17 protein-coding genes are annotated in these 26197 nt (G+C 58.1%); all 17 read right to left on the bottom strand.

Features of this window, described 5'->3' with window-relative positions:
* Positions 1-33: 33 nt before the first annotated feature.
* Positions 34-1461: an FAD-linked oxidase C-terminal domain-containing protein gene (locus Q7F15_RS08555; RefSeq protein WP_171564589.1), complete on the bottom strand. Its 1428-nt coding sequence runs from the start codon at positions 1459-1461 to the stop codon at positions 34-36.
* Positions 1380-2810 carry a (Fe-S)-binding protein gene (locus tag Q7F15_RS08550; RefSeq protein ID WP_304415424.1) on the bottom strand — a complete coding sequence of 477 codons (1431 nt, stop codon included), beginning with the start codon at positions 2808-2810 and terminating at the stop codon, positions 1380-1382. The genes Q7F15_RS08555 and Q7F15_RS08550 overlap by 82 nt, the downstream gene beginning before the upstream one ends.
* 1 nt (position 2811) lies before the next feature.
* Positions 2812-4122: an FAD-binding oxidoreductase gene (locus Q7F15_RS08545; RefSeq protein ID WP_304415423.1), complete on the bottom strand. Its 1311-nt coding sequence runs from the start codon at positions 4120-4122 to the stop codon at positions 2812-2814.
* A 25-nt stretch (positions 4123-4147) separates the two neighbouring features.
* Complete coding sequence (locus Q7F15_RS08540; RefSeq protein WP_304415422.1) at positions 4148-4837, bottom strand: FadR/GntR family transcriptional regulator; 690 nt, start codon at positions 4835-4837, stop codon at positions 4148-4150.
* A 15-nt stretch (positions 4838-4852) separates the two neighbouring features.
* The gene (gene aceB, locus Q7F15_RS08535; protein WP_171564585.1) at positions 4853-6457 is read right to left on the bottom strand and encodes a malate synthase A; all 1605 of its coding nucleotides are present in this window, start codon (positions 6455-6457) and stop codon (positions 4853-4855) included.
* Between the two features lie 176 nt (positions 6458-6633).
* On the bottom strand, positions 6634-7803 hold the full coding sequence (locus Q7F15_RS08530) for a tetratricopeptide repeat-containing glycosyltransferase (RefSeq protein WP_212133151.1): 1170 nt from the start codon (positions 7801-7803) through the stop codon (positions 6634-6636).
* A 10-nt stretch (positions 7804-7813) separates the two neighbouring features.
* Positions 7814-10180 (bottom strand): lantibiotic dehydratase, encoded by a 2367-nt coding sequence (locus Q7F15_RS08525; RefSeq protein ID WP_304415421.1) that lies wholly within the window; start codon positions 10178-10180, stop codon positions 7814-7816.
* Between the two features lie 115 nt (positions 10181-10295).
* The gene (locus Q7F15_RS08520; protein WP_212133153.1) at positions 10296-11120 is read right to left on the bottom strand and encodes a tetratricopeptide repeat protein; all 825 of its coding nucleotides are present in this window, start codon (positions 11118-11120) and stop codon (positions 10296-10298) included.
* Positions 11089-13095: a radical SAM protein gene (locus Q7F15_RS08515; protein WP_304415420.1), complete on the bottom strand. Its 2007-nt coding sequence runs from the start codon at positions 13093-13095 to the stop codon at positions 11089-11091. Before Q7F15_RS08515 ends, Q7F15_RS08520 begins: the two co-directional genes overlap by 32 nt.
* Before the next feature lie 2 nt (positions 13096-13097).
* Positions 13098-14231, bottom strand: coding sequence for a glycine oxidase ThiO (gene thiO, locus Q7F15_RS08510; RefSeq protein ID WP_304415419.1), 1134 nt, complete (start codon positions 14229-14231; stop codon positions 13098-13100).
* 44 nt (positions 14232-14275) lie between these two features.
* Complete coding sequence (locus Q7F15_RS08505) at positions 14276-16240, bottom strand: tetratricopeptide repeat protein (protein WP_171564579.1); 1965 nt, start codon at positions 16238-16240, stop codon at positions 14276-14278.
* A gap of 16 nt (positions 16241-16256) precedes the next feature.
* Entirely contained in the window at positions 16257-17906 is a 1650-nt protein-coding gene (locus tag Q7F15_RS08500; RefSeq protein WP_304415418.1) for a lantibiotic dehydratase family protein, read from the bottom strand.
* Complete coding sequence (locus tag Q7F15_RS08495; protein WP_304415417.1) at positions 17903-18703, bottom strand: hypothetical protein; 801 nt, start codon at positions 18701-18703, stop codon at positions 17903-17905. Before Q7F15_RS08495 ends, Q7F15_RS08500 begins: the two co-directional genes overlap by 4 nt.
* Positions 18700-19389 (bottom strand): hypothetical protein, encoded by a 690-nt coding sequence (locus tag Q7F15_RS08490; RefSeq protein ID WP_304415416.1) that lies wholly within the window; start codon positions 19387-19389, stop codon positions 18700-18702. Before Q7F15_RS08490 ends, Q7F15_RS08495 begins: the two co-directional genes overlap by 4 nt.
* Entirely contained in the window at positions 19350-21185 is a 1836-nt protein-coding gene (locus Q7F15_RS08485) for a lantibiotic dehydratase (protein ID WP_304415415.1), read from the bottom strand. The genes Q7F15_RS08490 and Q7F15_RS08485 overlap by 40 nt, the downstream gene beginning before the upstream one ends.
* 4 nt (positions 21186-21189) lie before the next feature.
* Entirely contained in the window at positions 21190-23679 is a 2490-nt protein-coding gene (locus Q7F15_RS08480) for a lantibiotic dehydratase (RefSeq protein ID WP_304415414.1), read from the bottom strand.
* Positions 23676-26186 (bottom strand): lantibiotic dehydratase, encoded by a 2511-nt coding sequence (locus Q7F15_RS08475; protein WP_304415413.1) that lies wholly within the window; start codon positions 26184-26186, stop codon positions 23676-23678. The genes Q7F15_RS08480 and Q7F15_RS08475 overlap by 4 nt, the downstream gene beginning before the upstream one ends.
* Positions 26187-26197: the final 11 nt, after the last annotated feature.

The following is a 26197-nucleotide window of genomic DNA, read 5'->3' as shown; positions in this document are numbered from 1 at the left end:
GCCACACCCTTAATTCAGAATCGTCATTGCAATTCAACAGGTTTTAACCGGTGCCGTCCTCATTTCCGTGCAGCGGCCCGGTTTGGGAAATATTTTGTCCGGATTGAGCAGATTCCGCGGATTGAATACGCTGCGAATCTGCAACTGGGCGTCCAGCTCGTCATCCGTAAAGATGTACCGCATCTCCTCTTTTTTCTCGATGCCTACTCCATGCTCGCCCGTGATTGAGCCTCCCGCGTCCGCGCACACCTTCAGCACTTCCGATCCCACCCGGACTGCCCGTTCTGTTTCGCCCGGGATTCTGCTGTCAAACAAGATCAACGGATGCAGATTGCCGTCTCCGGCGTGAAATACATTGGCGATCCTCAGCCCAGAACGCTCGCTGATCTGTCTGATTTTCTCCAGCACTTCCGGCAGCCGGCTGCGCGGAATGACGCCATCCTGTACGAGATAATCGGGTGAAATGGAACCCATCGCGGGGAAGGCCGTTTTCCGGTTGGCCCACCATCTCGCCCGTTCCTCCTCGGTCGCGGCCACCTTTACCGCCGACACCTTTCTGCCCTGGCAAACGGACACGATCTTTGCGATCTGATCGTCAATGCCGGCGGCAATCCCGTCCACTTCGATCAAGAGAACCGCTTCTGCCTCCTTGGGGTGCCCGATCGGATACGTGCCTGCTTCCACGCCCTCGATCGCCGTTTTGTCCATCATCTCCAGCGCCGCAGGTATGATGCCGGCCGCCACGATGTCGGAGACGGCCTGGCTTGCTTCTTCCACACTGTCGAAATAAGCCAGCACCGTCTTTTTCCCTTCCGGATTTTTCAAGATGCGCACCGTGATCCGGGTGACGATCCCCAAGGTTCCTTCCGACCCGGTTATAAGCCCCATCAGGTCGTAGCCCGGTGCATCGGGAACGCCGCCGATTTCCACGATCTCTCCGTTTGCCAGCACCACCTCAAGGCCGAGCACATGGTTGGTGGTCACGCCGTACTTGAGGCAATGGGCCCCACCCGCGTTTTCCCCCACATTGCCGCCGATGGTGCAGGCGTATTGGCTGGAAGGGTCGGGTGCGTAATAGTAGCCTTTGCCCGCTACGGAATTTGTCAGTTTCAGATTGACGAAGCCAGGTTCCACCACGGCCAGACGGTTTTCGTAATCGACGTGAAGCAGCCGTTTCATCTTCACCAGGCTGATGATCACTTCGCCGCCCAACGGGACGGCTCCGCCGCTCAACCCGGTTCCCGCTCCGCGGGGGATGAACGGGATGTTTTGGTCGTGCAGATACTTCACCACTGCGGCAACTTCTTGAGTGCAGGACGGAAAGACGACAGCCCGCGGCGGGTGTTTGTGCACAGTGTAGCCGTCGCACTCGTAGGTCATCAGATCCTCCTGTTGATATAGGATGGAATCCGCCCCCACAATCCGCGCCAGTTCATGGACAATCGGGTCGATTGCCGACATGGATCACCCCCCCTTACCGCTTCCGCTTGGTTCGCAGTCAGCGCTTCCCGCTCGTACGACCAATCCAGCAGTTGTACGGTATGGACGATTGTTGTCGTTCGACCGTGCTTCCTCGCCCCCATTATCATCTGCAACATGCAGCCGGGATTTCCCATCACGAGCAGATCAATTTGATCGGGGACGGCTTTCATTTTCTCGTCCAGAATCTTGCCGGCCATCTCGGGATTGGTCAGATTGTAGATGCCGGCGCTGCCGCAGCAGCGGTCCGCAAGCGCCATCTCGATCCACTCCACTCCCGGAATCTCGCGCAGAAGCTGCCGCGGCTCGTCGCGAATGCCCTGCCCGTGGGCGAGATGGCAGGCATCATGATACGCCACCCTCGCCTCTACCCTGCCGCGCGGTTTCTGATAACCGCGGGCAACCAGGAACCGGGAGATGTCTTCCACTTTTTCCGCAAAGCGAACGGCTTTGTCGTGATACGCGGGATCGGTGCGCAACAGTTCGGGGTATTCCTTGAGCGCACATCCGCAGCCCGCTGCGTTTACCACCACGCTCTCCACATCCGCCGCCAGAAACGCGTCGATGTTTTGTCTGGCCAGCGCCTTTCCCTGCTCCCGGTCGCCCGCGTGAATGTGAAGCGCTCCGCAGCATCGCTGTCCGCGCGGCACGATCACGTCGTACCCGTTTCGATTCAACACGCGTATCGTCGCTGCGTTGATCTCACCAAACATCACATCCATCACGCAACCGGTGAGCAGGCCGACTCTCCCCCTGGCCGGTCCTGCCGCCGGAATCACTTCCGGGCGCGTACGCATAACGGGATCGGTGACGGTCGGCAGGACGCGCTCCATCTCTCGCAGGTGCTGCGGGAGCAGGTTGAGCAGTCCCGTTTTTCGGAAGAGCGACTGCAAACCGCTTTTCTGGTACATCTTCAACAGATTTCCCACCATGTGCAGCCGGGATGGATGAGGAAACACGCCTCTCAGAAAAAAGGAATGAAGAAACGCTTTCCAACCCGTGAGCGGAATGGCCTTGCGAATTTGTCCGCGAGCGGCCTCAATCAGCGAGCCCACCTGTACGCCAGACGGGCAGGCAGTCTCACATGCGCGGCAATCGAGGCAGGTAAAGACAGGGTTTTCAATCCCCGCACTGATCGATAGCTTTCCTTCTGCCACGGACTTGATCAGATGTACCCGGCCGCGCGGGGATTGCTGCTCATGCCCTGTCTCCAGATAGGTGGGGCACGACTCCAGACAGAGCCCGCAGTGAACGCATGCGGAATACTTCTCTTCGTCCGGCGGATCTTCCCACCGAAAATTGCCTTTTGCATGAGATACAGGCGCACTCACGTCAGATCCCCCCTATGAATCGGTTTGGGTTTAACACACGACGCGGATCGATGGTTCGCTTAATGCCCTCCATCAGGAAAAAGGCGGCAGGTTGTCTCCCCCACACGTCCAGCTCTCGCCTCTGTTTGAGCGTAGCGTGCTGTATGACTGCATAGCCTCCCCTGCTTTCGGCCAGCGAGCGTATCTCTGTCAGGTATGCGGCAAAATGCGCCGGGTTTCCCCTTAAATAGACTCGGGTAATGCCGTGACCAACCCCGCCGTGGGTCTGGACGGCCAGATCGTACCGTTCGCCGAGCTCATGGCAGGTCTTGACGATTTCGAGCACATCCAGGTTTTTACTGCCAATTTTTATCGCCATCGTTTCCTCTCCATCTCCGGAAGAAAGGGCGGAGGGAGGCAGCCGGGCGAAACGCATCCACCACTCTGCAGCTTCCTCCTGCTCCCAAGACAGAATCTCCGTATCTTTCGGCAGTCGTGCCTTTACCCACTCTTCCTGATAGCGGACCGCTTTCTCTTCATCTTCAAAGGCGATCGCCAGCGCATATCCGTTTCCTCCACTCATGTATTGGTTGACAGCGGGACTGAGGAATTCCAACGAGACGGGTTCCATTAGGGAATCGAGGAGAGATACTGCAAAGGAGCGGATCTGGGTAAAGTCAGAGCGGGAGAATGCGAGGAGCAGCAGGGTTTGAAAGGGCGGGAGCGGGCGCAGTTTCAGCGTGATTTCACTCATGACGCCCAGCGTCCCCATGGAGCCGATAAACAGCTTGTTCATGTCGTAGCCGGCTACATTTTTCACTACCTTGCCGCCTGTTCGAATAATGCGGCCATTGGGATAGACGACGCGCATCCCGATGACGTGGTCCCTGACCGAACCGTAGCGCATGCGCTTCGGCCCGCTGTCGTTGGTAGCCACGACGCCGCCGACGGTCGCATGCCGGGGCCAGTACGGATCGAACGGAAGCATCTGGCCATGGGCAGCCAGATGCGTATTGATCTCCTGGATGGTCGTTCCGGGCTTGACCGTCACGGTCATGTCACCTGGCGCGTAGTCGACAATCCCCCGGAAGGCGGACAGACCGAGCAGGATGTCTGTGTTTGCTTCGGTACCGCCAAAACCTCTTTTCGTTCCGCCGCCCATCGGAATGACGGTCCACCCTTGTTCGTACGCCGCTCTCAGCACTGCTGCGATCTCTTCTTCGGTTTCCGGAAAGACTTCGTATAAGCCGTGATTGCCGAGAACGTGGGACGAGTTCGCCGCCGGCCGTATGCTCCCCGTACCGATGACCTGTGAGATCAGCGTCGCGTCCATGTTCTTCCCTCCCTTGGACACAATGTCACAACGTTCCGTTCAACAAGGCTTCCACATGGGCCAAATGCTCCACCATCGCCTGTCTCGCCTGTTCCGGTTTTGCATCGCGGATGGCCTCGAACACAGCCACATGCTGGTGAAAAATCACCCGCTCCTGCTCGGCATCAGCCAGAATGATCCGGTGGCAGTCCATGATCCCCTTGCGGATCGCCGACGAAACGGTCTGCATCAACTGCACGAGGTGCTCGTTTTGCGTGGCTTCCGCAATAGCAAGATGGAAGTGGAGATCGGCTCTCCACCCATCCCGCGAATCCGCCTGGGCCAAGCGTTCCAACGCCTTCTTCATGTGGTACAGGTGGTCCGTATTGCGGTGAACCGCCGCCAGTTCGGCCGTCCCTGCCTCAAGGATTTTCCTCACCGCAAAGAGCTTGTGGATATCCTCTTTGCGCACGAGGCTCACGCCTTGAAAGACGCGAGAACAGTCAGACTGGCGGACGAATGTGCCGTTGCCGTGTCGGACTTCCACCAATCCTTTCCCTTTCAGCGTCGTGATGGCATCTCGCACAGCGGTACGGCCCACGTTAAACAGTTGGCACAATTCCCGTACAGATGGAAGCTTGGCGCCGGGCCGTACATGTCCTGCGGTAATCCACTGCTCTATTTGGAGCGCCACCCTGTCAGAAAGCTTCTGTCTGTCGATTTTGACCGCTTCCATCTGCTCACTCCTTCCCTACTCCAAGATCTCATAGCCGGGGATGGTCAAAAACTCGACGAATTCATCGGCCAGGACCAGTTCGGTAAACAGCCGGGCAGCCTGCTCGAAGCGTCCCGCCTCATACGCCTCCCGGCCGATTGCCTCCCTGATTTTCTCCAGCTCTTCGTCCCGGATTTGTTCTGTCAATGCCGCCGTAACTTTCCGCCCGTCCTCCAGGATGCCTTTCGGATGGCGAATCCACTGCCAGACCTGAGCACGGGAGATTTCCGCAGTCGCAGCGTCTTCCATCAGATTAAAAATCGGGACAGCGCCGGTACCGTTCAGCCAGGCTGCGATGTATCGAATGGCGACGTGGATGTTGGTCCGAAGCCCCGTTTCCGTGATCGGCCCTTTGGGAACCGCCAGCAGCTCTGCGGCTGTCACATGCACGTCTTCCCGTTTGTTCTCCACTTGATTGGGGGCCGGCATGTGCTGGTTGAACACATCCATCGCGACAGGCACCAATCCCGGATGCGCGACCCACGTGCCATCGTGCCCGTCGCGCACTTCCCGGAGTTTATCCGCCCGGACCTGTTTCAGGGCCTCCTCGTTTGCAGCCGGATCGTGTTTCACCGGAATGTGGGCGGCCATACCGCCCATCGCGTGGGCATTGCGCTTGTGGCACGTCTTGATGGTCAGAAGGGAATAGGCCCGCATGAATGGGACCGTCATGGTCACGACCGATCGATCGGGCAGAATCACATCCGGGTCGCGGCGAAACTTTTTGATGTAGCTAAAAATGTAGTCCCAGCGTCCGCAGTTGAGTCCGGCCATATGATCCCGCAGTTCCCAGATGATTTCGTCCATCTCAAAAGCGGCTAAAATCGTTTCGATCAAAACGGTCGCCTTGATGGTTCCCCGAGGGATTCCCAATTGATCCTGGGCCCAGACGAACACGTCGTTCCACAGCCGCGCCTCCAGATGGCTCTCCAGTTTGGGCAGGTAAAAATAGGGACCGGAACCGTTTGCGATCAGCGTCTTGGCATTGTGAAAGAAGTAGAGTCCGAAGTCGACCAGACTGCCGGACGCCGCTTTTCCATCGATCAGCAGGTGCTTTTCATCGAGGTGCCAGCCGCGCGGCCGCACGATCAAGGTGGCCACCTGTTCCTTCAGGGCATACGTCTTGCCTTCGGGACTGACGTACCGGATCGTGCGGTTGACCGCGTCCCGCAAATTGATCTGCCCCTGGATGGTATTGACCCACGTCGGCGAATTGGCATCTTCCAAATCAGCCATGAACGCTTTCGCCCCCGAGTTCAAGGCGTTGATCACCATCTTTCGGTCTCCGGCGGGCCCGGTGATTTCCACCCGACGATCCTTCAGATCAGATGGAATTGGCGCAATCGTCCACGAACTGTCGCGGATGTGTTTGGTCTCCGGCAGGAAATCGGGCTTTTTACCGGTGTCCAGTTCCGCCTGTCGCAGGACCCGCTGCCGCAAAAGCGCGTCCCGCCGCGCGGCAAACGCCCGGTTCAACCCGGCGACAAACCGCAGTGCCTCCGGCGTCAAAATCTCGGCAAACGCCGGCGTAACTGTCCCGGCAATCTGCACTCCGTTTACCTGTTGTCCTCCTACCGCCACTATTGTCCTCACTCCATTCCTGATGGGAAATCGAACCCTGTTCAGTTATCAGATATGTGATGAGCGGAAAAATCATGTCACGTGGTTGTTCCAGACCACGCCAAAAAAAAAGCGCGCCAGGATCAACTGTCCTGACGCACTCTTTGCGCTCGCCTGCCCATGCAGCCCAACACGCCTCAAGGCTTCACTGCTTTCTTTTGCAGTATTGCGGGATTGATGGTGATTGCCGCTTGGTACGCTTTTTTCGCATCTTCGGGTCGGTTCAGTTGTTTGTACAAGGACGCGAGCATCAGATTGGTCCGATAGTTGGTCGGATACACTTCAAGGCTGCGCTCGAGGAAGCGGACCGCATCCAACAACCGGTTTTCGCGGCGGCTGATCTCTGCCAGTTCGTTGAGCGGTTTCCAGGTAGACATGCTCTCGTCTGCCAAGAGGTAATACGGCGTCTTCGCCTTGCGCTCCAGCGCCTGCTGCAGAGCGGCTTTTGCTTCGTCCAGGCGGTTGTACCGCACCAGAATCGTACCGAGCATGAAATAAGCGTCGGAGAAGTTCGGCTGCTGCTCAATTGCCCGCTCGACGTACTGCAGGGCCAGTTCGCTGTCATTCAGCGACAGGGCGCACGTGGCGGCACGCAGCATAAACAGCGGATTCTCAGGGTCATTCGGATCAGACTCGATCAGGATGTTCTGCTGCTCGAGCGCTTTGCCCCACTCGCGGATTGCCATCAGATAGTACCCGAGTTTGTTGCGTGCAAACCGGTCATCCGGATGCTCCTCAAGGTGTCGGCTGAAATTTTTGACGCGCAGATGGTTTTTCTGGATGATGATCTCGTCCTGCATGTAGGCGCGGTGGGCGATTTTGATTTCGCTGTCCACAACCGCTCCCCGGTCTTCCGGAAGGACCAACTGCGGATCGATCGTTCCCAAAAAGCGGGAGTCGGGTTGCAGATTCAGCAGGCGGTAAGTTCGCGGTTCATCAAACGTGCTGACCGGGTCCTCGAAGTGAATCGCCCGGACGCTCGCTGCTTTGGTCTTCCCGTCCTGCACCAGTTCGCCAATCAACGCATGGCCTTCCAGGATAAACTCGTCCGCATCCATCCAAATCAGCCACTCTTTGTTGGCTTCCTTCAGCATGATGTTCAACATGGCCGCTTCGTGCGGCTGATCGTGAACGCGGACCACGCGGGCACCGTATTCTTCCGCAAATCGTTCTGCAAACGCATGCTGCCCCATGTCCAGAATGTACAGGTCTTCCGTCAGCGGACGGAACGAAGACAAACTCGCATGGAGAAACGGTTCTTCTGCCGGGACACGCAGGATGACGCACGCACTCAGGTTTTTCAACATCGTTCTCACCTCATTGGTTTGATGGTTGACGCCTTACGATATTGGTGCGAAGTTCGCAGCAATACGCTCCTTCGTCGTTGGAAAACCACTCCGAGGAGCGGTCGGGCAGCCGTTCACTGAACGTCACCCGTGTTTCTCCCCGCAGATGCGTGAGGAGCAGGTCGACCAGAAAATACGATCGGAAGTTGACATAAAAAGGTTTCAACTCACTGTTCACACGCACGAACACCTCGTCGGGCATGCCGTAATGCTCTTTTAACCGCCACACGTGAAGAAACCGTTCATGCGGCAACGTGGAATCGGACAACCAGTCGGCTGCCGGCAGGTTCCATGTCTCCCGCTGGACCACCAGGCCACGATACGTCAGACGGGGCAGGTGCCCCTCCGTCCTGATTTTGGGAATTTCGATGCTCGGCTCGGCAAAGACAAAAGCGACTGGTGAATTCGGGTCGCCCATGTACGGAATGAACCGCTTGCCGTCCGCATCCACCAGCACCAATTCTCCGTCTTGTTCCACGACCCAGAGTTCAGAAAATGTCCGTACGGCATCACCTCCTTTCTGCGAACGCCCAAGCAGCGTCAACGTCTGCTCGAACATTTCGACAAAGAAGCTTTTGCCTGCCCGCTGTTTCAATACGACGTTTGCCAGAAATTCGCCGTTCGGCAAGGCTTTTAATGCCTCCCTCACCTCGGCGATCTGCGCTTCGCGCTGTGGATGGAAATAGAGCAGGTTGCTCATGCCCTGCGTGCAGCAATGTACTTCGCCAATCACCCATTGATACTCGCCGCGATTGACGTGTTCCACGCTTCTCGCTTGCAGCATGAGGTCCGGGGAGCAGACGCACAGCCGCTGATCGAAAGCGTGACCGGCTGATTGTTCGCGGAGCCACTCGTCCGGCAGCTCGACGACCCGCTGGTCCCGCTTCCCGCTCGCATTCAACCGCTCTACGATGTTAGAAAAGTCAGGATGGAACCCTTCGCTGCTCATCCGGCTGGTCAATTCCGACAATACGGCGAGAAACGGCAGTTTCTCCTGGCCCCACTCTTCCCTCATCGCCGCAACAATCTGCCTGGCCTGACGCTGCGCATGCTCCCGCTTTTTCATCGCCACCGCCGCGCCCCAATCGAGCAGCGGGCTGATCCTTTGCTCCAAGTCCTCCTTCATGTCCAGGCTAATCAAGAATTCCTGCACATCGCCCAGCGTCTCCTCACAAAACAGCGAACGATCCGCATACGTCTCGCCATGCAGTTGGGTGGAATCGCGTCCGGTCAGCCGTTCAAACAGTGCGGACGCCTGTTCCAGAATCTCCGTTTTGCCTTGCGCGTCGGCGGCGCTGTAGGCCGTTTGCCACGCAGCGAACTGCCGCAAATCAGCGCTCCACTGCCGCTGTGCCTCATCGGCCGGGAGAGCGTCCACAAAGGCGAGCAGTTCTTCCAGCACCTCATGGCACGCTTGCGGAACACGGAATTCCCACAGGATGATTCCTTTGTCCCGCAGTTTTTCCAAAGTACTCCTCGTCGTCTCTGTGCATCCTGCCAACAAATCCCGCGCCGGAGTTTGACCATCCGCCCGGTGCAGCACCCGCACGACTTCGGACGGCAGAGGGATCCGTTTTTGCGTCTGGGCGTGAACCAGCCCTGTTTCCACCAGATAAAACGCATCGTGCACAGCGATCGGCATGTACTCGCGCCATTCGTTGCGGCGGCTCACCTGCTCTGCCAGTGCCTCCACCGCCCAATAGGTCAAAAAGCTGCGGCGGCGTCTCGGAATCGGACCGCTTCGCTCCACCGTAAGCAGCTGTTCACTGTCTCGAAACAAGCCGTAGTTGAGCGGACCAAAAAAGCTCGTCGTGTCATTTTTGAACAAAAAACGCTGCAGGTAGCGAATCAATGTGCGGCTGTCATAGCGCTTGCCGGACGATTTCAACTTTTTCGCATCGGCGGCTAGAAAGCGCTGCAGCGACCGCCAGACCTGCGCACTGGAGTGTGCGACCGCTTCCTGCACGCGCGGCAGGGAAAGCACGCGTTTGAACGCCTCCATGCACTGGGGCAACTCGCGCTCAAAAATCGCTGCCAACTCGGTCGTCAGACGCATTTTGTGCTCACGGATTGCTTCGTAGCGATTGCGCCATTCAACGAGCGGCAGTACGTCAGGCAGCGGATTTTCCAAAGGCAGTGCGCTTCCCTTTTCGACTGCTTTTCGCCACTTGTACAACCGCTTGAAAACCGGATCGCCTTTCGGATGCGTTTCCTCCAACGTTTTCACCCACGCGGGAAACTGCTGCAAAAAATGTTCCTGTTCCCGCTTGAGCTCTGCCTCAGCGCGTAAAATCGCCTGCATTTGCTCCACAGTGGCGGAAAACTCAAGCGGATCCATAAGATGCTGGGGAAAACCTGTGCTTCTGACAATAAACGCTGACAAGAACGACCACTGACCAGCCACTCAATCACCCCTTTTTGGCATTCTCCACGCTGACGACGGCGAACAGAAGTCATCCCTGCATCTGCTCTGTCTGTGCCTTGGCCTGCTCTTGCCGGATCGCTTCGAGGCGTTTTTTTGCTTCAGTGACTAGGTTGAGTGCCGTGATGCGCTCATAATACGCGCGGGCTTCCTCCACCTGTCCGCGCCGCTCCGCCACCATCCCCAGCACGTAATACAGCGGGTCGGGATGTTCGGCATGGGCGAGCGCCTTCTGGAACATGCGCTCAGCAGCTTCATACTTTTTCAGAGCCAGATAGATTTTTCCCAGATGTTCATACGCGCCGACGTGATCTTCGCGCACCGCGACGATGTGCCGCAGGTGTTCGGCCGCTTCCTTCAGACGCTTGTGGCGAAGCAGGCTTTTGGCCACCGCATAGCGCCACTCGATCTGCTCCGGAGCCTGTTCCAGTGCTTGCTCGTACGCCTGCAGCGCTTCTGACACCTGACCCGCTTCTTCCAGGCATCGCCCATAGTGAAAAGCGTGTTCCGCCTGCGCGGGATGCAGCCGCCGCAGTTGCGCAAATGCCTGCATCGCTTCACTCCACCGCTCTTTTTGCATGTACAGCGCAGCGAGATTGTGCCATGCCTTTGCATGTCCGGGTTCCTGTTCTACACACCGCTTCCAGTTTTTGATCGCCTGCTCCTCCATGCCTTGCGCAGCATAGGCGTTGCCGAGATGGAAACGGGCCGAGGAACTGCGCGGGACAACGAGCAGGCAGAGATGCCACCAGGCCCAGAGCAGGTAAAACTTGATCCGAAAGCGGGAACCATCCTGCACCAGCAAACCGGACGATTTGCTGCTCTCAATCGGAGAGAGCGGCTGCGGATTCGGCATAGACCCGCACCATCCCTTCTTTTTTCCATTTGCGAAGCAGACTGCGTAGTGACTCCGCCTGTCGGGCGGGGAATTTCGCCAGAAGCTCGGCCTCTTTGACCGGCTGTCTGCACAACTCGATCACGTTGAACACCGCGCTGTTTACCACCGACATCTTCCCCCGGTCGTTTCGATAGACGACATACGTAAGTGATTGTTGAAGCGGCTCTGCTTCCGGCCAGGGAGTTTGCCCGATCAGAAATGTCCGCCAACGCTGCTCAAGCGTGCCAAACGGATAAGAAAAGCGGCGGGCCTCCACGTCCGGGGAGAGCTGCAGGACCGCTTCCCCGCCTTCGTCCGGCAACTGGTTCGCCTGCTGCGAAACTGCACTGCGTCCTTCCCCCCGAAATGCCCAATCATCCAGTTTCAGGGCGGTCGTCGGGAGGTCACCCGCACGTCTTTTCAATCCGGCGATAAAATCCGCTGCAAGCGGGTACAGGTCCGCACTGTTCACTCCATACCTGGACACAAACGGGAAGTGGCGCTTCAGATCACGCTCCCGCTCTGCCTCCCCGATCTCGACGATGCCGTAAGCGGCCGGATCGTTCCAAAAACGACTTCCCGGGGTAAGCCGGAACAGTTGAAAGCGAACCAGCCGATCGTACGCGAATTGGTGCTCGTTGAGGAAAGAGACAAACGCCTCAAAATCCCGCGGATCTGACAGCGGATGGCCGAACACCACCGACAAAAGCACGCTGCAACCTGCTGCGCGAGCGTTTCTCCAGGAATCGGTCATCTGCTGTTTGGCCGTATGCTGATCGGGATAACCGAGGAATCCTTTCAGCTCGAAGTGCAAAAACTCGCAGCCGGCCGCGGCCAGTTGAGCCGCTTGTTCCGCAGACAGCCAGGTGCCATAGGAGACCAGACTGCCCCAGGCAGGCCGGAAGCCGTCCGCTTCCATCAAGCGCGCCAGTTCGCACAGCCATTCCGGGATAAGCGGTGTGGAGAGGTAAAAGCGAAGCGTTGGTTTGCGTTGCGACAATGCGCGCATCCGCTGATACAAGCCGGCAATTGTTTCTTTATCCCCCTTTCCATCGAAGAAAGGGTCGTCCTCCACAAGCGGGAGCACCGCCACGGGAGGTTGGCCGAGATAACGGTCCAACGGCAGTCCTTCCAACGTCCACAGGTCCGGGCTGTCAGTACCCTCTGCCAGCAATGGCTGCTCCTGCACTGTGATCCCGGAGAACAGACCCGGACCGCATGCGAGGGTGTCGATCCACTCCTTCCACGGATTGCTTCCCCCGAGCGCTCGACTGATGAACTGGGCGAAAGGACCGGCCAACACAATCTCGGCAGAGACTGCTGCTTCCTTTAACATGCGGGCCAGCGTCAGCGACGGGATCACCTGCTGATCCACTTCGATCCAGAGAATGACCGCATCCGGACGATCCGATTTGATCTGCCCGACCCGCTCTCGCCAAAAGGGGACGTACGGATTAACCGCATCGTCAACGGCCGCTCGACGGCACTGCTCGGACGATTCGCTGGAATACGGCAGATTCAGGTCATGAAGCGAAATCAGCGACGGAAAGGCGGACAGTCCCGCTACTTCCAAGGCGTGCTGCACGATGCGTTTTGCCTCCTCGCGCTGCGCGACAGAGGAACCCCGGTTTTGCAGGACAGACCAGGCGTGTTCCACCTGCTTGGGCAGATTGGCGCCGTACAGCAGCGCGCGGCCAGTTCGGTAATACAGGTACTCTTCCCGAAGTGTTGACAGCCTGCTGCCTTCCTCCATCTGGTTCAGCGTGCGCTCCGCTTCCAGCCGGCAGGCCGTCAATCTTTTCGGATCAAGGAAAAAGTCGTAGGCATGCTGATTGTCGTCATCAAGCCGAACAGTGTGATGCAGCGCCCGCAAGCGCTTGGCAAGCGTGGAGGCGCGGTACGGGACGCTCGACGGATCGGCCTGAGGGGGAACGATCACCTGCAAGGAGAACATGGTCATACCTCCGTTTCCGCTTTACATGTCAAGACTCGCTGGACCTGAAAATGGCGCCAGAGTTCGCCCGGGTCTTCACCGTTCAGGTAGGCGGTCATCATCCTGCCGGTAATTCCGCTGAGCAGGATACCGTGCTGGGCGTGACCCGTCGCGACATGCAGTCCCTCCCACCCGGGCAGGGGGCCGATCAGCGGCATTCCGTCGCTGGACATTGGGCGCAATCCGACAAATGTATCATGAATCCTGGCTTGCACCAAGGCGGGAACTGCGGAGAGCACTTTCAGCAGGTGCGTGATGCCCGCAACGGTGATTTCCTTGGCAAAGCCGGCGTGTTCCTGCGTCGCCCCGACGACGATGCGACCGTCCTTTTTCGGGACCAGATAGCCGCGTGCAGTGTTTATCAGACAAGGCAGAGCGAATCCCGCAAGCGAAACGACCAGCATCTGTCCCCGCAAAGGGGTCACCGGCAAATCAATGCCGACCAGCTTTAGCAGTTCCGGTGACCACGCTCCGTTCGCCAGAATCACATGCTCCGCGTAATAGTGCTCCATTCCGGCAGCCACCCCGATCACGCGCTGCCCTTCCGTCAAGAATGCAGTGACCGCCGTGTTTTCCTGCACAAGCACTCCGCGCTGGCGAGCAGCCTGCAGCACGGCTTTCAATAACAACCCCGGCGTGACGTGATACTCCTGTGGACTGCGCATGGCTCCGGTAACGCGCGGGGACAACAGGGGCTGTTCCCGCCGCACCTGCTCTGGTTCCAGCCATTCTTCCTGCCCTCCCAGTTGGCGACGTTCCTGATAGAGGGCAAACATCATGTCCCGTTCCTGCTCATTTGTCGCGATCCGGTACAGCGGGTGGCATTCCAGCCAGCAGTCTATCCCTGTTTCTTCTTCCAGTTGTTGAATAATTGTTCGCATCTCCGCCAGGCCTTGTACGGACAGATCGAGATACGGTCCCTTCCCGCTGCCCTCTGCAACAGTGGTCAGCAGCCCCGCCCTGGCGCCGGATGCCTCCCCGCCAGACAGCCCGCGATCGAGCATCCGGACGCTGCGTCCGCTATGTGCCAGCAGATAGGCAAGTACCGAGCCGACAATCCCCGCACCGACTACGATAACGTCAGATGTGCGTTCCAAGGGATACCACCCCCTTTTCGTCTTCTTTTCATTGGAGGAGCAAATCAATAGAGATTGGTGAGATCAAACGGTCGATTCAGTTTGGTGTCCGGTTTGTCAATCGCGTACGAAATCAGCTCCTCCAGCTCCTCAGCGGAGAGGTCGTTCCAGCGGGACAGCGCCTTTTTCGCTTTTTCCGCCGCGTCCCCTGTCGGCTGCAGGTCCAGCGCTTCGCGGAGCACTTGTTCGGCCTCGAGGGTTCGTCCCTGTTTTCGCAGGCTCAGCGCACGGCCAAGCGCCACTTTGGGGAGATTGTCTTCCTGCAGCAGTTTCTTCTTGGCGTCGATCGCCAGTTGATACCAATGGGCGGCTTCTTCGTACTGTCCTTCCCAGAAATACACGCCGGCCAGTCCTCGCGCGATCACGTCCTGGTAAAAGAGCGAATGCAGATCGCAGGCAAGCCGATAGCTGGCCGTAAGCGATGTGATCGCTTCCGCTACCTGCCGGTTCTTGTACTGCAGACCGCCTTTGCGGTAATAGTAGTGCTTGGCAAACACCGGTCCGGACGCTTTGAGAAACTTTTCAAAGAACATCCATTTGGCGATCGCCTTATCCAGTTCTTTTCCGTATTCGTGCAGAACGGTGATGTTGGAGATCAGGTTGATTTTAATGTGGATCGCGTCGCTCGAGCGGTGTCCGTGTTTGATGTAGTCAAGCGCTTTGAGGCAGCACTCGTAGGCAGCGCTTCTGTTTTTCTCGTTCACGTACGTCAAGGCGCACAGGTTGTTCAACCAGGTCCGCTCAATGTCCGCCAGTTCTCCCTGCACGCCGGCGAGGCACTCCAGAGCCTGTGCGATGTAGTCGCGTCCCGTGACGGAGTCGTTCAGCCGTTTCGTGTACAACAACGCCAGGAAAAATTTGTTTTCCGCCGCCTGTACAGGGTCCGATACGAACTGCCCCCCGTATGTGAACACGTCAATCGCTGTCGGGAAGTCTCCCATATAGGCGTAGAGGATGCCGAGCAGATGAATGACTTCCACCCGGTTTTTTGTTGAAAACCTGGGAAGCATCGGCCACACCTGCGCGATCGCCCGCAGGGAGTGGTCGTGATTTTTTGTAAATACGGAAACTTCCAACAATTCCAGAACCGCTGTTTCGATCGCCTGCACATCGCCGCGCTGCAGCGCCTCGCGGAAGGCACGGGTTTTCTCACGCTCCGCATTTGCCGCCGCAGCCGCCTCGCCCGCCGGTTGTCTCTCTCTTGCCGGGGCCTGGTACGCTTTGCCCTTTAGCGAGCAGAGGATTGCTCCTGTCTTTTCGGCGATCCGGTTCAAGAGGTCGATGCGGATCTTCGCCACGGGGAAAAACGCTACGTGTCCTGTTCCTGCGCCGGAAGCCGCCAGCACATCCGGCACGCCCTCCTCGTGCACTGTAGCGGTGATGGCAGCCGGGAGGGAGAAGAGGCATTGTGCCAGACGGGCTATGCACGTCAACGTGTGTTCATCCATCCGCTCCAGATGCTCAAAGTGAAACAAAATGCTCCGCTCCTGACGTCTCGCATATTTCACCAGAAGCGTTACGACCATCTGGGTGACGCGGAACATCTGCTCCGACTCCTTGTGCAGTCGGCGGCGCGACGGAGCCACAGCGATGGCATCCAGGGCAGGTGCGGAGCGAAACTTCTCGTCGCTTCGCAATTCCGGCATCAGGTACAGCACTTCAGATGCGACGCTTTTCAGCCATGCCTCTTCCCGCTTGTCATCCATCAGCACGCCAAGGGCTTCCCGAATCAGCGGCATCAGGGAACTGAACCCCAGCGTATCGGACTCCGTTCCATCCACGACGAAAATCTTTACATCCATGTCTGCCAGGTTTTCCCTCACCGCCGCGATGCCATGGTCCACATCCAGCAGCCAGAACATGCTGTCATGGCCTCGCTCCTGCAAACGCCGCTTGAGCGTTTTCCACAAGGTTGGTGCATCCATTTCCCGCTGCGCTTTCAATCTCGACGTTTGGCTTTTCACCTTCATCCGGCTCACCCTTTCATTATGCGCGGAGGCACATTGTGCGAAATTCGCAGCAATAGCGCTCTCCGCCGTCGTCCAGCCACAGGTCGTTCGGTGCGGGCAGCATCTCGCTGAAGACAGCTGTCCGCGATTGCTTCAACAGTCCCTGCAGCATTTCCAAAAGGAAAACGTTCGCGAAATCGATGCAGAATGGTTTTCGCTCCCCTTCCACACGCACGAACACCCAATCCGGCATGCCTTCCTGCTCCTTGAGGCGATACACGTGCAGCATCAAATCGAAGGGGTGATCGCTTCCTTGTTCCACACGCCAGGCGTCAGCATCCAATTCCCAATGTGCCCGCTGCAGCAGTACACGCCCCATGACGATGCGCGGTGTGCGATTCCCTGTCTTCACTGTTCCAATTCCCAGGCGAGGATGCGAAAACAGGGCGACCGGGTCCAGCGGCTCCGCGTGCAGCGGCGGATACAAGCGCCACTCCTTGCCCGTCTGATCGTGCAGGTACACCTGCCCCTCCCGATTGGACACGTGCAATTCACCGGCCGGGATTACATGGTCGTCGATCTCCGGCAGGCGCGGCAGCAATTCAATCACCTTGCCGGGCAGCCGATAGGGGAAAATTTTTGTCTTGCGGTGGTAGGCGATCTGGGCCATATGCGGATACGCGCGCTGTCGTTTGGCCCACGCGTCGATCTCTTCCATCATTCGCTCCCGTTCCGGGTGGAAGCAGGCGGACGGGAACACCGCCGTCAAAAATTGCGGATGTGCTTCGCCCACCACGATCTGTACGTCACCACCGTCTGTAGGAATGAACATCAAATCGACGGAGAGAAAGTACGAATCCAGGTCGTCTTCCGCCTCTCCCACCGTCTGCCCCGTTCCTTCCGCGTCCAGATCGGCCGCCTGCAGGCAGATCGGCGTGGAAGGATCGCCTTCCTCAAACCGCTGCGCTGCCGCCCGCTGGAAGCTGGAGAGCGCCGGTTCGGGCAGATGTTGTTCGCCAGCGATCCGGGAGCGATGGTGGAGAAAGCGCAGGTAAGGCATCGTTCCTCGGCCGTTGGACCATTCATCCAACAGGCGGGCGGCGGCCTGCCGCTCTTGCCGGGATGTCTGGATCGCATCGGCACGCGCTGCCTCCAGTATCGGCTGCAGACTTTCTTCGAGCTGCGCCCAAAGCGTTCCGCCGATCTCGATGGCTAGCGGGCCGTGCGCATCTTCAAACACGATGCTGCGGTCCGCGTACATCTCCCCCGCTTCGCGGGTCGCATCCCGCGCTGTCAACCGGGCGAACATCCGCTCCAACTCGCGCAGCCGCTCCTTTCGTTCCGGCCACCCGGTCTCTTCCAGCGTCCTGATCTCCTCTTGCAGGCGGAGCAGGTTGGCAATCCAGCCATCCCGCTGCGGAAACGACTGCGGTTGTTCCTTCAGCCACGTCAGTATCCAGGCGATCGGGTCTGCTTCATCCCCGGGCAGGAGCGGGTGCAGAATGATCGCTTGTTGCTGTGCGAGAAGTTTCCCCTCCGCCAAAACCGCGTCAAGCGGCTGCTGGAGCCGTTCGGCCATCTCGCGAAACGAGAGCGTGCCGTCCGCCAGGTCGTAGACGGCAGCGGCGAGTGCGGACAGGGTGGTCTCTCGTCCGCTCAAGCCTGAACGGAGCACGTGATCGTTCACGCGGCTGTACAGCGTGTGACGCCGCGGCCGTAAAAAGGGGTGGCTCCCGGTTCTGAGCAAATCTTCTCGAGAAGCGTTTCCGCCGCCCAATAACTGCAAAACACGCGCCGCTCCCTGACAAACGGCACAGCCCATTCGTACACGACAGGCGCCTGCTGTTCGGGATTGGGCTTGGCGTAATCGATCGGACCAAAAAAGCTGTTCGTTTCGTTTTTCGCGCACAACCGCTGCAGATACGTGATCAATCTGCGTTCAAATCGCTTGTCGTCCGAGGTGCGTTCCCCGCGCGGATTTTCCAGGTAGCGCGTCACAGCCTCGTCAAAACGCGGATTCATCGACCACAACGCTTCCCGCAAGCGGGGCGAATGCAGCAACTGACGCAATCGGGCGCGCTTTTCTTTCATTTCCGACTCCGCGCACTCCCGGCCGGCCCGCTGCTGCTCGGCTGCCTGCTGCAGCAGATCATTCCAGGCTGCTACCTCGCGTCCGAGCTGATCGTACCCCTCTTCTTCCACCGGGATGGCGGGGCATTGCAAGGTTTTCCGCTTTGCGAGCCCTTTGCGGATCTTGGACATCGTCGAGAGGAGGTGCCGCCGGTCCTGACCGTTTTTTTCGCGCACTACCAGGTGTTCAATCAAACGCACGATCGCAAGCCTTTGTTCATCCAGCCGTTTTTCGATCTCCAGCACGTTTTTTACGCACGCAAGCGTTTCGGTAAAGCGCAGACTTTCCAGCCAGTTGATTGGAAACCCGGCCCGCCGAACGATTACGTACGGCATAATCCGCCACTTGCTCATTCCTGATCCCCCACCGCATCGGCATGATAGAAGACGGACGTCCGAAATTCGGCGCAGTAGCGGTTCCCCTCCGTATCCCGCAGCCAGAGATGTTCAGGACCCGGCAGCATTTCGGTGACGATCGCCACCTGATCCTCCCGCATAAAGGACTCCCACATCTCCAGGAGGAAGTAGTTGTGAAAATCGATCAGGAACGGTTTCGGCTCCGTGCTTACTCTGACGTACACATACTCCGGCATCTTCAATTCCCTGCGCAGTTTCAACATGTCGTAAAACAGCTCGAACGAGGTGCCGGCATAGGTTTTCCGCCAGCGGTCGTCGCGGGTCACCTTCCATCGTTCGCGCTGGTACACCACGTCACCCAACACGATGCGCGGCGTCCAGTCGCCCAGGTCCACCCGAAAGGGAACGACTCTCGGGATCGCAAACCACTCGTGCGCCATGGAGTGCAGTTCGCCGTTGTACAGGCGGATCGCTTCCTGTTCCTCCGCCAGTTTGAGCTGCAATTCTCCATCCGGACTGACGTACAGTTCCGCAATTCCCTTTTTGTCGTGGCGGTCGCTGACAGACCGCGCTCTCATCTGAATGGTGTACCCCGGAAACTCAAACGGGATGATCTTCAAACGCTTGGAGCCGAGCATGTTTGCTATCGGCCGTCTGACGATCGCGGCCAGTTCCTGCCACATCCGCTCACGGACCTGCTCCTCCTCCGGGTGAAAGGACAACGCCCAGCCCCACAGCAGCACGGTATCGTGAATTTCCCCGAGAATAAGCTGGTCGGCGACGGCTTCCCCCCTGGTATCACCATCAAGTCCGGGGAGCAGAACAACGGGTCCTCGACGTCGGGGGCCTCCTCCCCCACCAGCGCAGCGATCTCGTCGGGGTCAAGCACCACGACGCGCTCACCGCTTTGTTCGGCAAGCTGGCGGACCCGTTCACCGAACTTCTCGGCAAACGAGCTTTGCAACGCGGCGAACTCCCGCGTCCACTGCTCCCATTTTTCATGCCGCATCGCATCGGTCAGGAAGCGGATAAACGGAATCATACGGTCGGTCTCGCCGTACAGTTCCCGAAATACCTTTAGCGCGAACGTCCGATGAAGCTGTTTCAGTTCCACAGCGTGCTTGGCCGCAATCTGCAACACGGGGCGCAACCGCTGTTCCCACTGGCGGCGGGTTTCGACGCTCATCCGCAGATGGGCGAGCTGCCCCCGGCACTCTTCGTAAAACAGCGTACGGTCCGCGTACATGCGACCGCCACTGCGTTCAGTTGCCTGCCCGGTCAGTTCCTGGAAGATTCTGTTTGCCTCTCCCAGCATCTGCTCTTTTGCAGCGACGTCCCCGTCCGAATACTTGTTTTTCAGCTCCAGCAGCCGCCGCACCGATTGGCGCCACGTATCCACTTCCGGATCATCCGTCTGCACGCACTGCATCTCGTGCATCAGCCATTCGAGCGTGCGGGTGGCGGTGATTGGCACTTCCCATGCCAGGTTGATCAGCTTCTGCTGCTCCAAACCGAAGAGCCTTTCCCTGAGCTGTTCTTCTGACATCTCCACTTCCCGCATCATTTGCTCCACCGTCCGCGTGCCGTCGGCCAGATGCAGCAGCTCGTAGTCAGCAGAAGGGAGCTTGGATCGTTTTTGTGTCAGCGCGTTTTGAATCGTTCCATCGTCTCGCAGGCGATAGAGAAAGCTGCGTACAGGTCTCAGCCGGGTAAACACACTTGGCAGGCGGGAAAACGTCTCCGCAAGCGTTTGGACAGCCCAATAGGCCATGAATGTCTCCCTGTGCTGCAGGGCAGGCGTCCAGTTGTAGCGGATATCGGGCCGCTTTAGGGAGACGTCCGGATCGTGCGGGGCGCAGTCGTCTGCAAAGCAGCCGTAGTTGATCGGTCCAAAGAAACTGGTCGTTTCATTTTTGCCGACCATGCGCTGGAGATAGGCGACAAGCTGCCGCTCCAAACGTTTGGTCTCCGCGTTCCGTTCTTCACCCGATGCATGCAAGTAGGCCAGCAGCCCTTTTCTGTACATATGGGGACTGGAGAGGAAGACCGCCTCCTGAAAACGCGGGTTGGAGACGAGGGCGCGCAATTCGCGCCGCTTTTCCTGCAGTTCTGCTTCAAACACACGGACAGCGGCCGCCTTGGCAGCGTGAAGGGCGTCCAGCTTTTGGTTCCAGTCTGCCGCCGTCTCCGCAGGTCCGCCGTGCTGCCTGATCCATTCCAACTCCTCCGCGGTAATCGCCTGCATTTTGCCGATTGATTTTTTCAGCCTCTTCCAGCGCAGTGCGACATCCCGGTCCCTCAGCCAGTCACTGCCGTGTTCCCGGAAGGAACTGAGCACGCGATTCAACTGTTCTTCCTTTTCAAACAAGTCCTCAATGGCCTGCACTGTTCTCGAAAACCGAAGACGCTCGATGTCAGAAAAGGCGAACCCGGTACTCCGCAGGATAAAATCATTGGCCAGTTTCCACTCTCCGCTCATCGATTCAACTCCTCATCAGCAGTGTGCGCAGTTCCGAACAGTAGGTGCCGTGCCGATCGCGCAGCCACAACTGGTCGGGGGCCGGCAGCATCTCGCTGAATGTGACCGTCTCGTTTTTGCCCGCGAGATGCTGCAGCAATTCCACCGCGTACGGATTTTCCAGATCGAGGTAGACCGGTTTCTGTTCGGAGGGCACGCGGAGAAACACATGGCGGGGCAGCGAATATTGGCGTCTGACCTTTTGCACGGCGACGTAGGCGGAAAACGGCTCTTTTGCCCGGATTACCGTCTGCAGGTCTTCCGTCGAAAGCGTCCACTGCGCCCGCTGCACGACCAGGTGCCCCGTTTCAATCCTTGGCGTGAATCCCTCACGGCGATAGGTCGGCATCTGGACGATCGGGAAGGAAAACAGGGCAAAGGGAACATACGCCTGATCTGTGAACCCGAAGGCCGGCGGATAAAAACGAATGGCTCGATCATCTCCGCGCAACGTGAGGACAAGTTCGTCCCCGTCCACTCGTACGACCAGATCTTTCAGACCAAACGTCGCATCCGGTCTGCGCGTGGAGGCATATCCCGACACTTCCACCATCACACCCGGATACTCTTGCGGCGCCGTTTTCATCTTTCGGTTGAAAATCAGGTTGGCCGGCAGGATCTTCCGTTTCGACCGTTCCTGTACGATTGCGAGATGACGTACAATTTCCTGCCGAATCTCCTCCCGCACACGGTCCGCGTCAGAATGGAAAGAGAGCATCCACCCTTCCATCGTGATACCGTGATGAAGTTCGCCCAGCACGAATGTGGGTGCAGTCGCCCCTCCTTTTGCGCCCGAATCAAACATCACGAGCAGGTCGGGGGACGTGAGGTACAGGTCGTCGTCTTTCATCTTGTGCAAGAACGCCGCGAACTCCGGTGAGATCAGCGTGGGGGAGTGCCCCTCCAGATAGGCGTCGCATGACTGGTGAAAGATCCGGAGGAATTCCTCCAGCGGATCATCGGCGTCCCCATGCTCCCGCGCGCCGTCCGCCAGCTCCGGCAGCAGCTTGTGGCATGCGACGACAAATTGGTCAAAGCGCACCGCTTGCCGATTGCCAAACATCCTGCGGTAGATCTGCATGGCAATCTTCATGTACCGCTCTTTGCGGAGTGTCGTGTAGACGGTGGCGATCTTCAGCGGGCCGTACAAATCCGTGAGCAGGTGGTCAACCATCCGCCGGTCGAGGCAGATGGTAAGATTGCCGCGAGTGTCTTCGTAAAGCACCGTGCGGTCCCGAAACAACTCCCCTTCACCGCGGCGCGGTGCCAGGCGGGTCAAGTCGGAAACCATGGTCTCCACCCGCTCCAGGATGGCGATGCGTTCTTGCAGGTCCCCCTGTTCGAATTGATGCTGCAGGCGCTGAAGCTGTCTCAGCACCGACAGCCAGCGTTCTTTTGCGCCGCGCTCCGCTTCCGTTTCCGCCTGCAGCCTCCCAATCCGTTCGATCAGATCGGCCAGCCCGTGTATCACGGAAGACGGAATGGGGAAAATGCGCTGCAGCGTGCTGTTGGCAATCAAGCGATCAACCTCCTGACGGGTTTGCTCAACTGCCGCTCCTGTCGCTTTCGCCCATTCCCGCACGCTCATTCCTTCCGAGAAGTGTTCAAGCTGCACCTGCTTGGAGCTTCCCCGAAACATCAGGGGAACGACATCGGCCAACGCCGGATCGGCCGCAACCAGTGCGGCCAGTTCCTGCAAGACCCAAAAGGCGTAGAACGCGACCCGCTTTTCCAGCGCAAATGTGTCGGGCCATTGCGCCGTGATCAAGCCGTTGGTCCCGGTACCCTCCCCTTCCGCGATCCGGCCGTAGTTGACAGGGCCAAAGAAGCTGGCCGTTTCGTTTTTTGCTGTAAACCGCTGCAAATAGGTGAAAAATTGACGCTCCAACTGCCGCCAGCGCGAGTCACGGGTCTGGTCGGCACGGTGTTGGTCAAAATAGGCGAAGCCGCGTTCATAGAAGGATGGGTTGGAGAGAAACACCGCCTCCCGGAAGCGGGGATGCGCAATGCAGGTGTGCAGTTCCTCCCGTACCCGCTCCCATTCGCCGGCAAATACCTGTTCCGCCTGACGGTAGAGCTGCTCCTCCTGTTGAAACGTTTCTTGCCATTGGTGCGCCCATTCGCTCAGCTCGGAGCGGCCGATCGCTTGAATCCCGGCCCGTTCATTTTCGTTGAACGCACACGCTTTTTTTACTTTCCTGTACACGCTGGCCAGCACTTTCTGCTGAGGTTTCTCCCAGCGAATCGCCTTGTCGGTAAGGAGCGGCAGCACGTCCCGCTCCCACTGCTCCACCAGGCGGTGGCGTTTTTCTTCCCACGCGAACACAGCCTCCAGCACCTGTTGGGTCTCCTCCATCCTCATTCGTCCGATCCATTCAAACGGAAAGCCGGTACTGCGCAGGACGAAATGCGGAAACCACGTCCACACAGACGCAGCCAGTGCCGTCTGGTTCATATGTTCATCCCCAATTCTTCCCGAGTCGCTTCATACTCCCTGGAGCCGGGCAGCGGCGGACGAAATGCGGTGCCGCGCAGTTCGATGCAATAGCTGCCGTCCTCGTCGCGCATCCAGAGATGCTCTGGACCAGGATACATCTCTGTCATGGTCACCTGGTCGTTGGTCTTCAAGTGGCCGTGGAGCAGTTCGATCAGGAAGAAACTGTCGAAATCGAAGTAATACGGCTTTTTCTCATTCTCCACACGCACGAACACCCAGCGCGGCAATTGATGGCGGCGCTTCGCACGGCGCATCGCGAGGAACAGGTCGTAGTCGCTTGTGTCAGGGTCCGTGCCGATAAACTCCCTCGACGGCAGCACCCAACGTTCCCGTTGGTAGACAACGCCGTTGATTTCAATGCGCGGCGTATGCTGCCCAAAATCAATCGGGATGCTTGCCACGCGCGGTACAGCAAACGCCCACAAGTGCAGGTTGTCGTCGCCGCTGTTGTAGATCGTGAAGGTTCTGTTGGAATGTCGGTCGGCGAGCACCAATTCGTCTTGCTCGATGCGCACCACCAGATCACGAAGCGGAACGACGTGTTTGGCACGATCGGACGGCTTGCCGAGGAATTGAATCAACGTGCCCGGGAACGCTTCGTAGAGCAGCCCTTTGTGCCGGCGTGTGTTCAAAATGGTGGACAGCTTCTGATACGCAGGCAGTTCCTGGATCACCTGCTCGATCTCCTGTTCCACCGCTTCGCGATCTGAATCAAACAGGAATTGCGACCCCCACATGGACACAAACTGGTGCACCTCACCCAGCACGATCTGGTAATCACCGCGGGCGAGCGCCTCCACATCCCGGGCGGCAAACATCAGGTCCGGCGACGTGTGCAGGGAACCGCCGGCATCGTGCGCGATCAGTTCCGCGAGGTCCTCTTGCGTCAGGCGGACGATGTTTCCTTCCTGATTGGCTTTCACCACGGCGTAAAGCTTCCGATGGAACTCGTTAAAGATCTCGTCATCGTAGTTGATCTTCCCCTGCTCTTCCATCTCCTGGACGCGGCGAATGAAGTGGGCATACGGAATTTCGCTCTGTCCTTGTGCGATCTCCCGGAACACCTGTTTGCCGATCCGCTGATAGTACCCGCGCATCATCTCCCCGTAGGAAGCGATAAGCTCGAGGATCGGTTCAATCCGCGAATGAAAATCGTCAAGAAACGCCTTGTTGAACGACAGGTTCCGGATGGTGCCCTTGCACTCTTCGTAATAAAGCGTGCGGTCCGCGTACGTCTTGCCAGCAAGCCTCCGCGTTGCATGCCGGGTCAGTTCCACGAACCGTTCCTCCATGCGCTTGCTGATTGCCACGCGCTGTTCAAACGTACCGCCTTCAAATGCGGCCCGGAGCTGTTCGAATTGATCCAGTTCGGCTGCCCATTTGGCTTTGGCTTCCACATGATCCGGCAGGGCACGAACGAACTCGTGCAGATAGTCAAACGGTCCAAAGATGGTAGACGGGATTTCAATGCCGAACAAGATCATGCGCTGTTTGACCAACAGCTCAATCTGCTGAATCAGCTGCTCAACCGGCATGTCGTAGCGGTTTGCCAGCTCCCTTGCCGTGGTCGTCCCGTCCACATCGCGCAGCAGCCGCAGAAGATGAGCAGGCAGTTTGCGCCGGCCGTCGATAAACAGGTACTCGACGCCGTCTTCGGTCAGGGTGCACAGCGGGTGCAGGCGCGGAGCCAGATAGGGACGGATTGAAGGCTCTTTAGAGATTGCATCGGCCAGAACGATGGTCATCCAGAATGAATAGAAGACAGCGCGCTTGGTGAATTTCCCACTGACCATGTCCAGCTTGACCGGTTCTGTTTGCTCCAGGTCGAAGCGGGCGTAGTTCATCGGGCCAAAGAAGCTCGCCGTATCGTTCTTCGCGGCGAATCGCTGCAGGTAGGCGATGAACCGTTTTTCCAGCATTTTTAACCGGGTTGTGCGCTTTTCAAATTCGTCGTGGGCGATGTATTTCAGGTACGAGTATTCGTAGACGTCCGGGTTGGAGATAAACACTGCTTCCGCAAAGAAAGGGTCTCCGACCAGTTTCTGCAGATCGCGGCGCTTGTGCACAAGCTCCTCGGCCAGAATTGCCTCTCCTTCCCGATGCAGCTTCCTGACCTCTTCCGCCAGGGCGACCACCTTGGCAAACTGCTCGTAAAACGGCGTATTCGGCCAATACAGTCGCACGTGTTCCAGGTCCTGCAACGACACCTGCCCCTTCGCCACTTTTCGGCGATACTTCGATAGGAGCTTCAGCTCTTGCCGGGCCTGTTTTGCCTGGGATATTTTCACCTGTTCGGTGAACCGCTCACTGAGGAGAACGCCAATTTCCCGTTGCAGCTGCTCCTCCGTTTCCAGCTGCTTGTCAATGTGCGCAGCCGATTTATCAAACGCGATTCGGTAGAGCAATTCAAAGGGAAAACCGGTGCGACGAACTACCATTTTTGAGATATATTTCCATTCTGACATGCAGCGGGTCC

It is taken from the genome of Brevibacillus aydinogluensis, assembly GCF_961514395.1.
GTDB lineage: Bacteria > Bacillota > Bacilli > Brevibacillales > Brevibacillaceae > Brevibacillus > Brevibacillus aydinogluensis.
The sequence above is the reverse complement of the archived record's forward strand: the minus strand, read 5'-3'. Positions and strand labels throughout refer to the sequence as shown.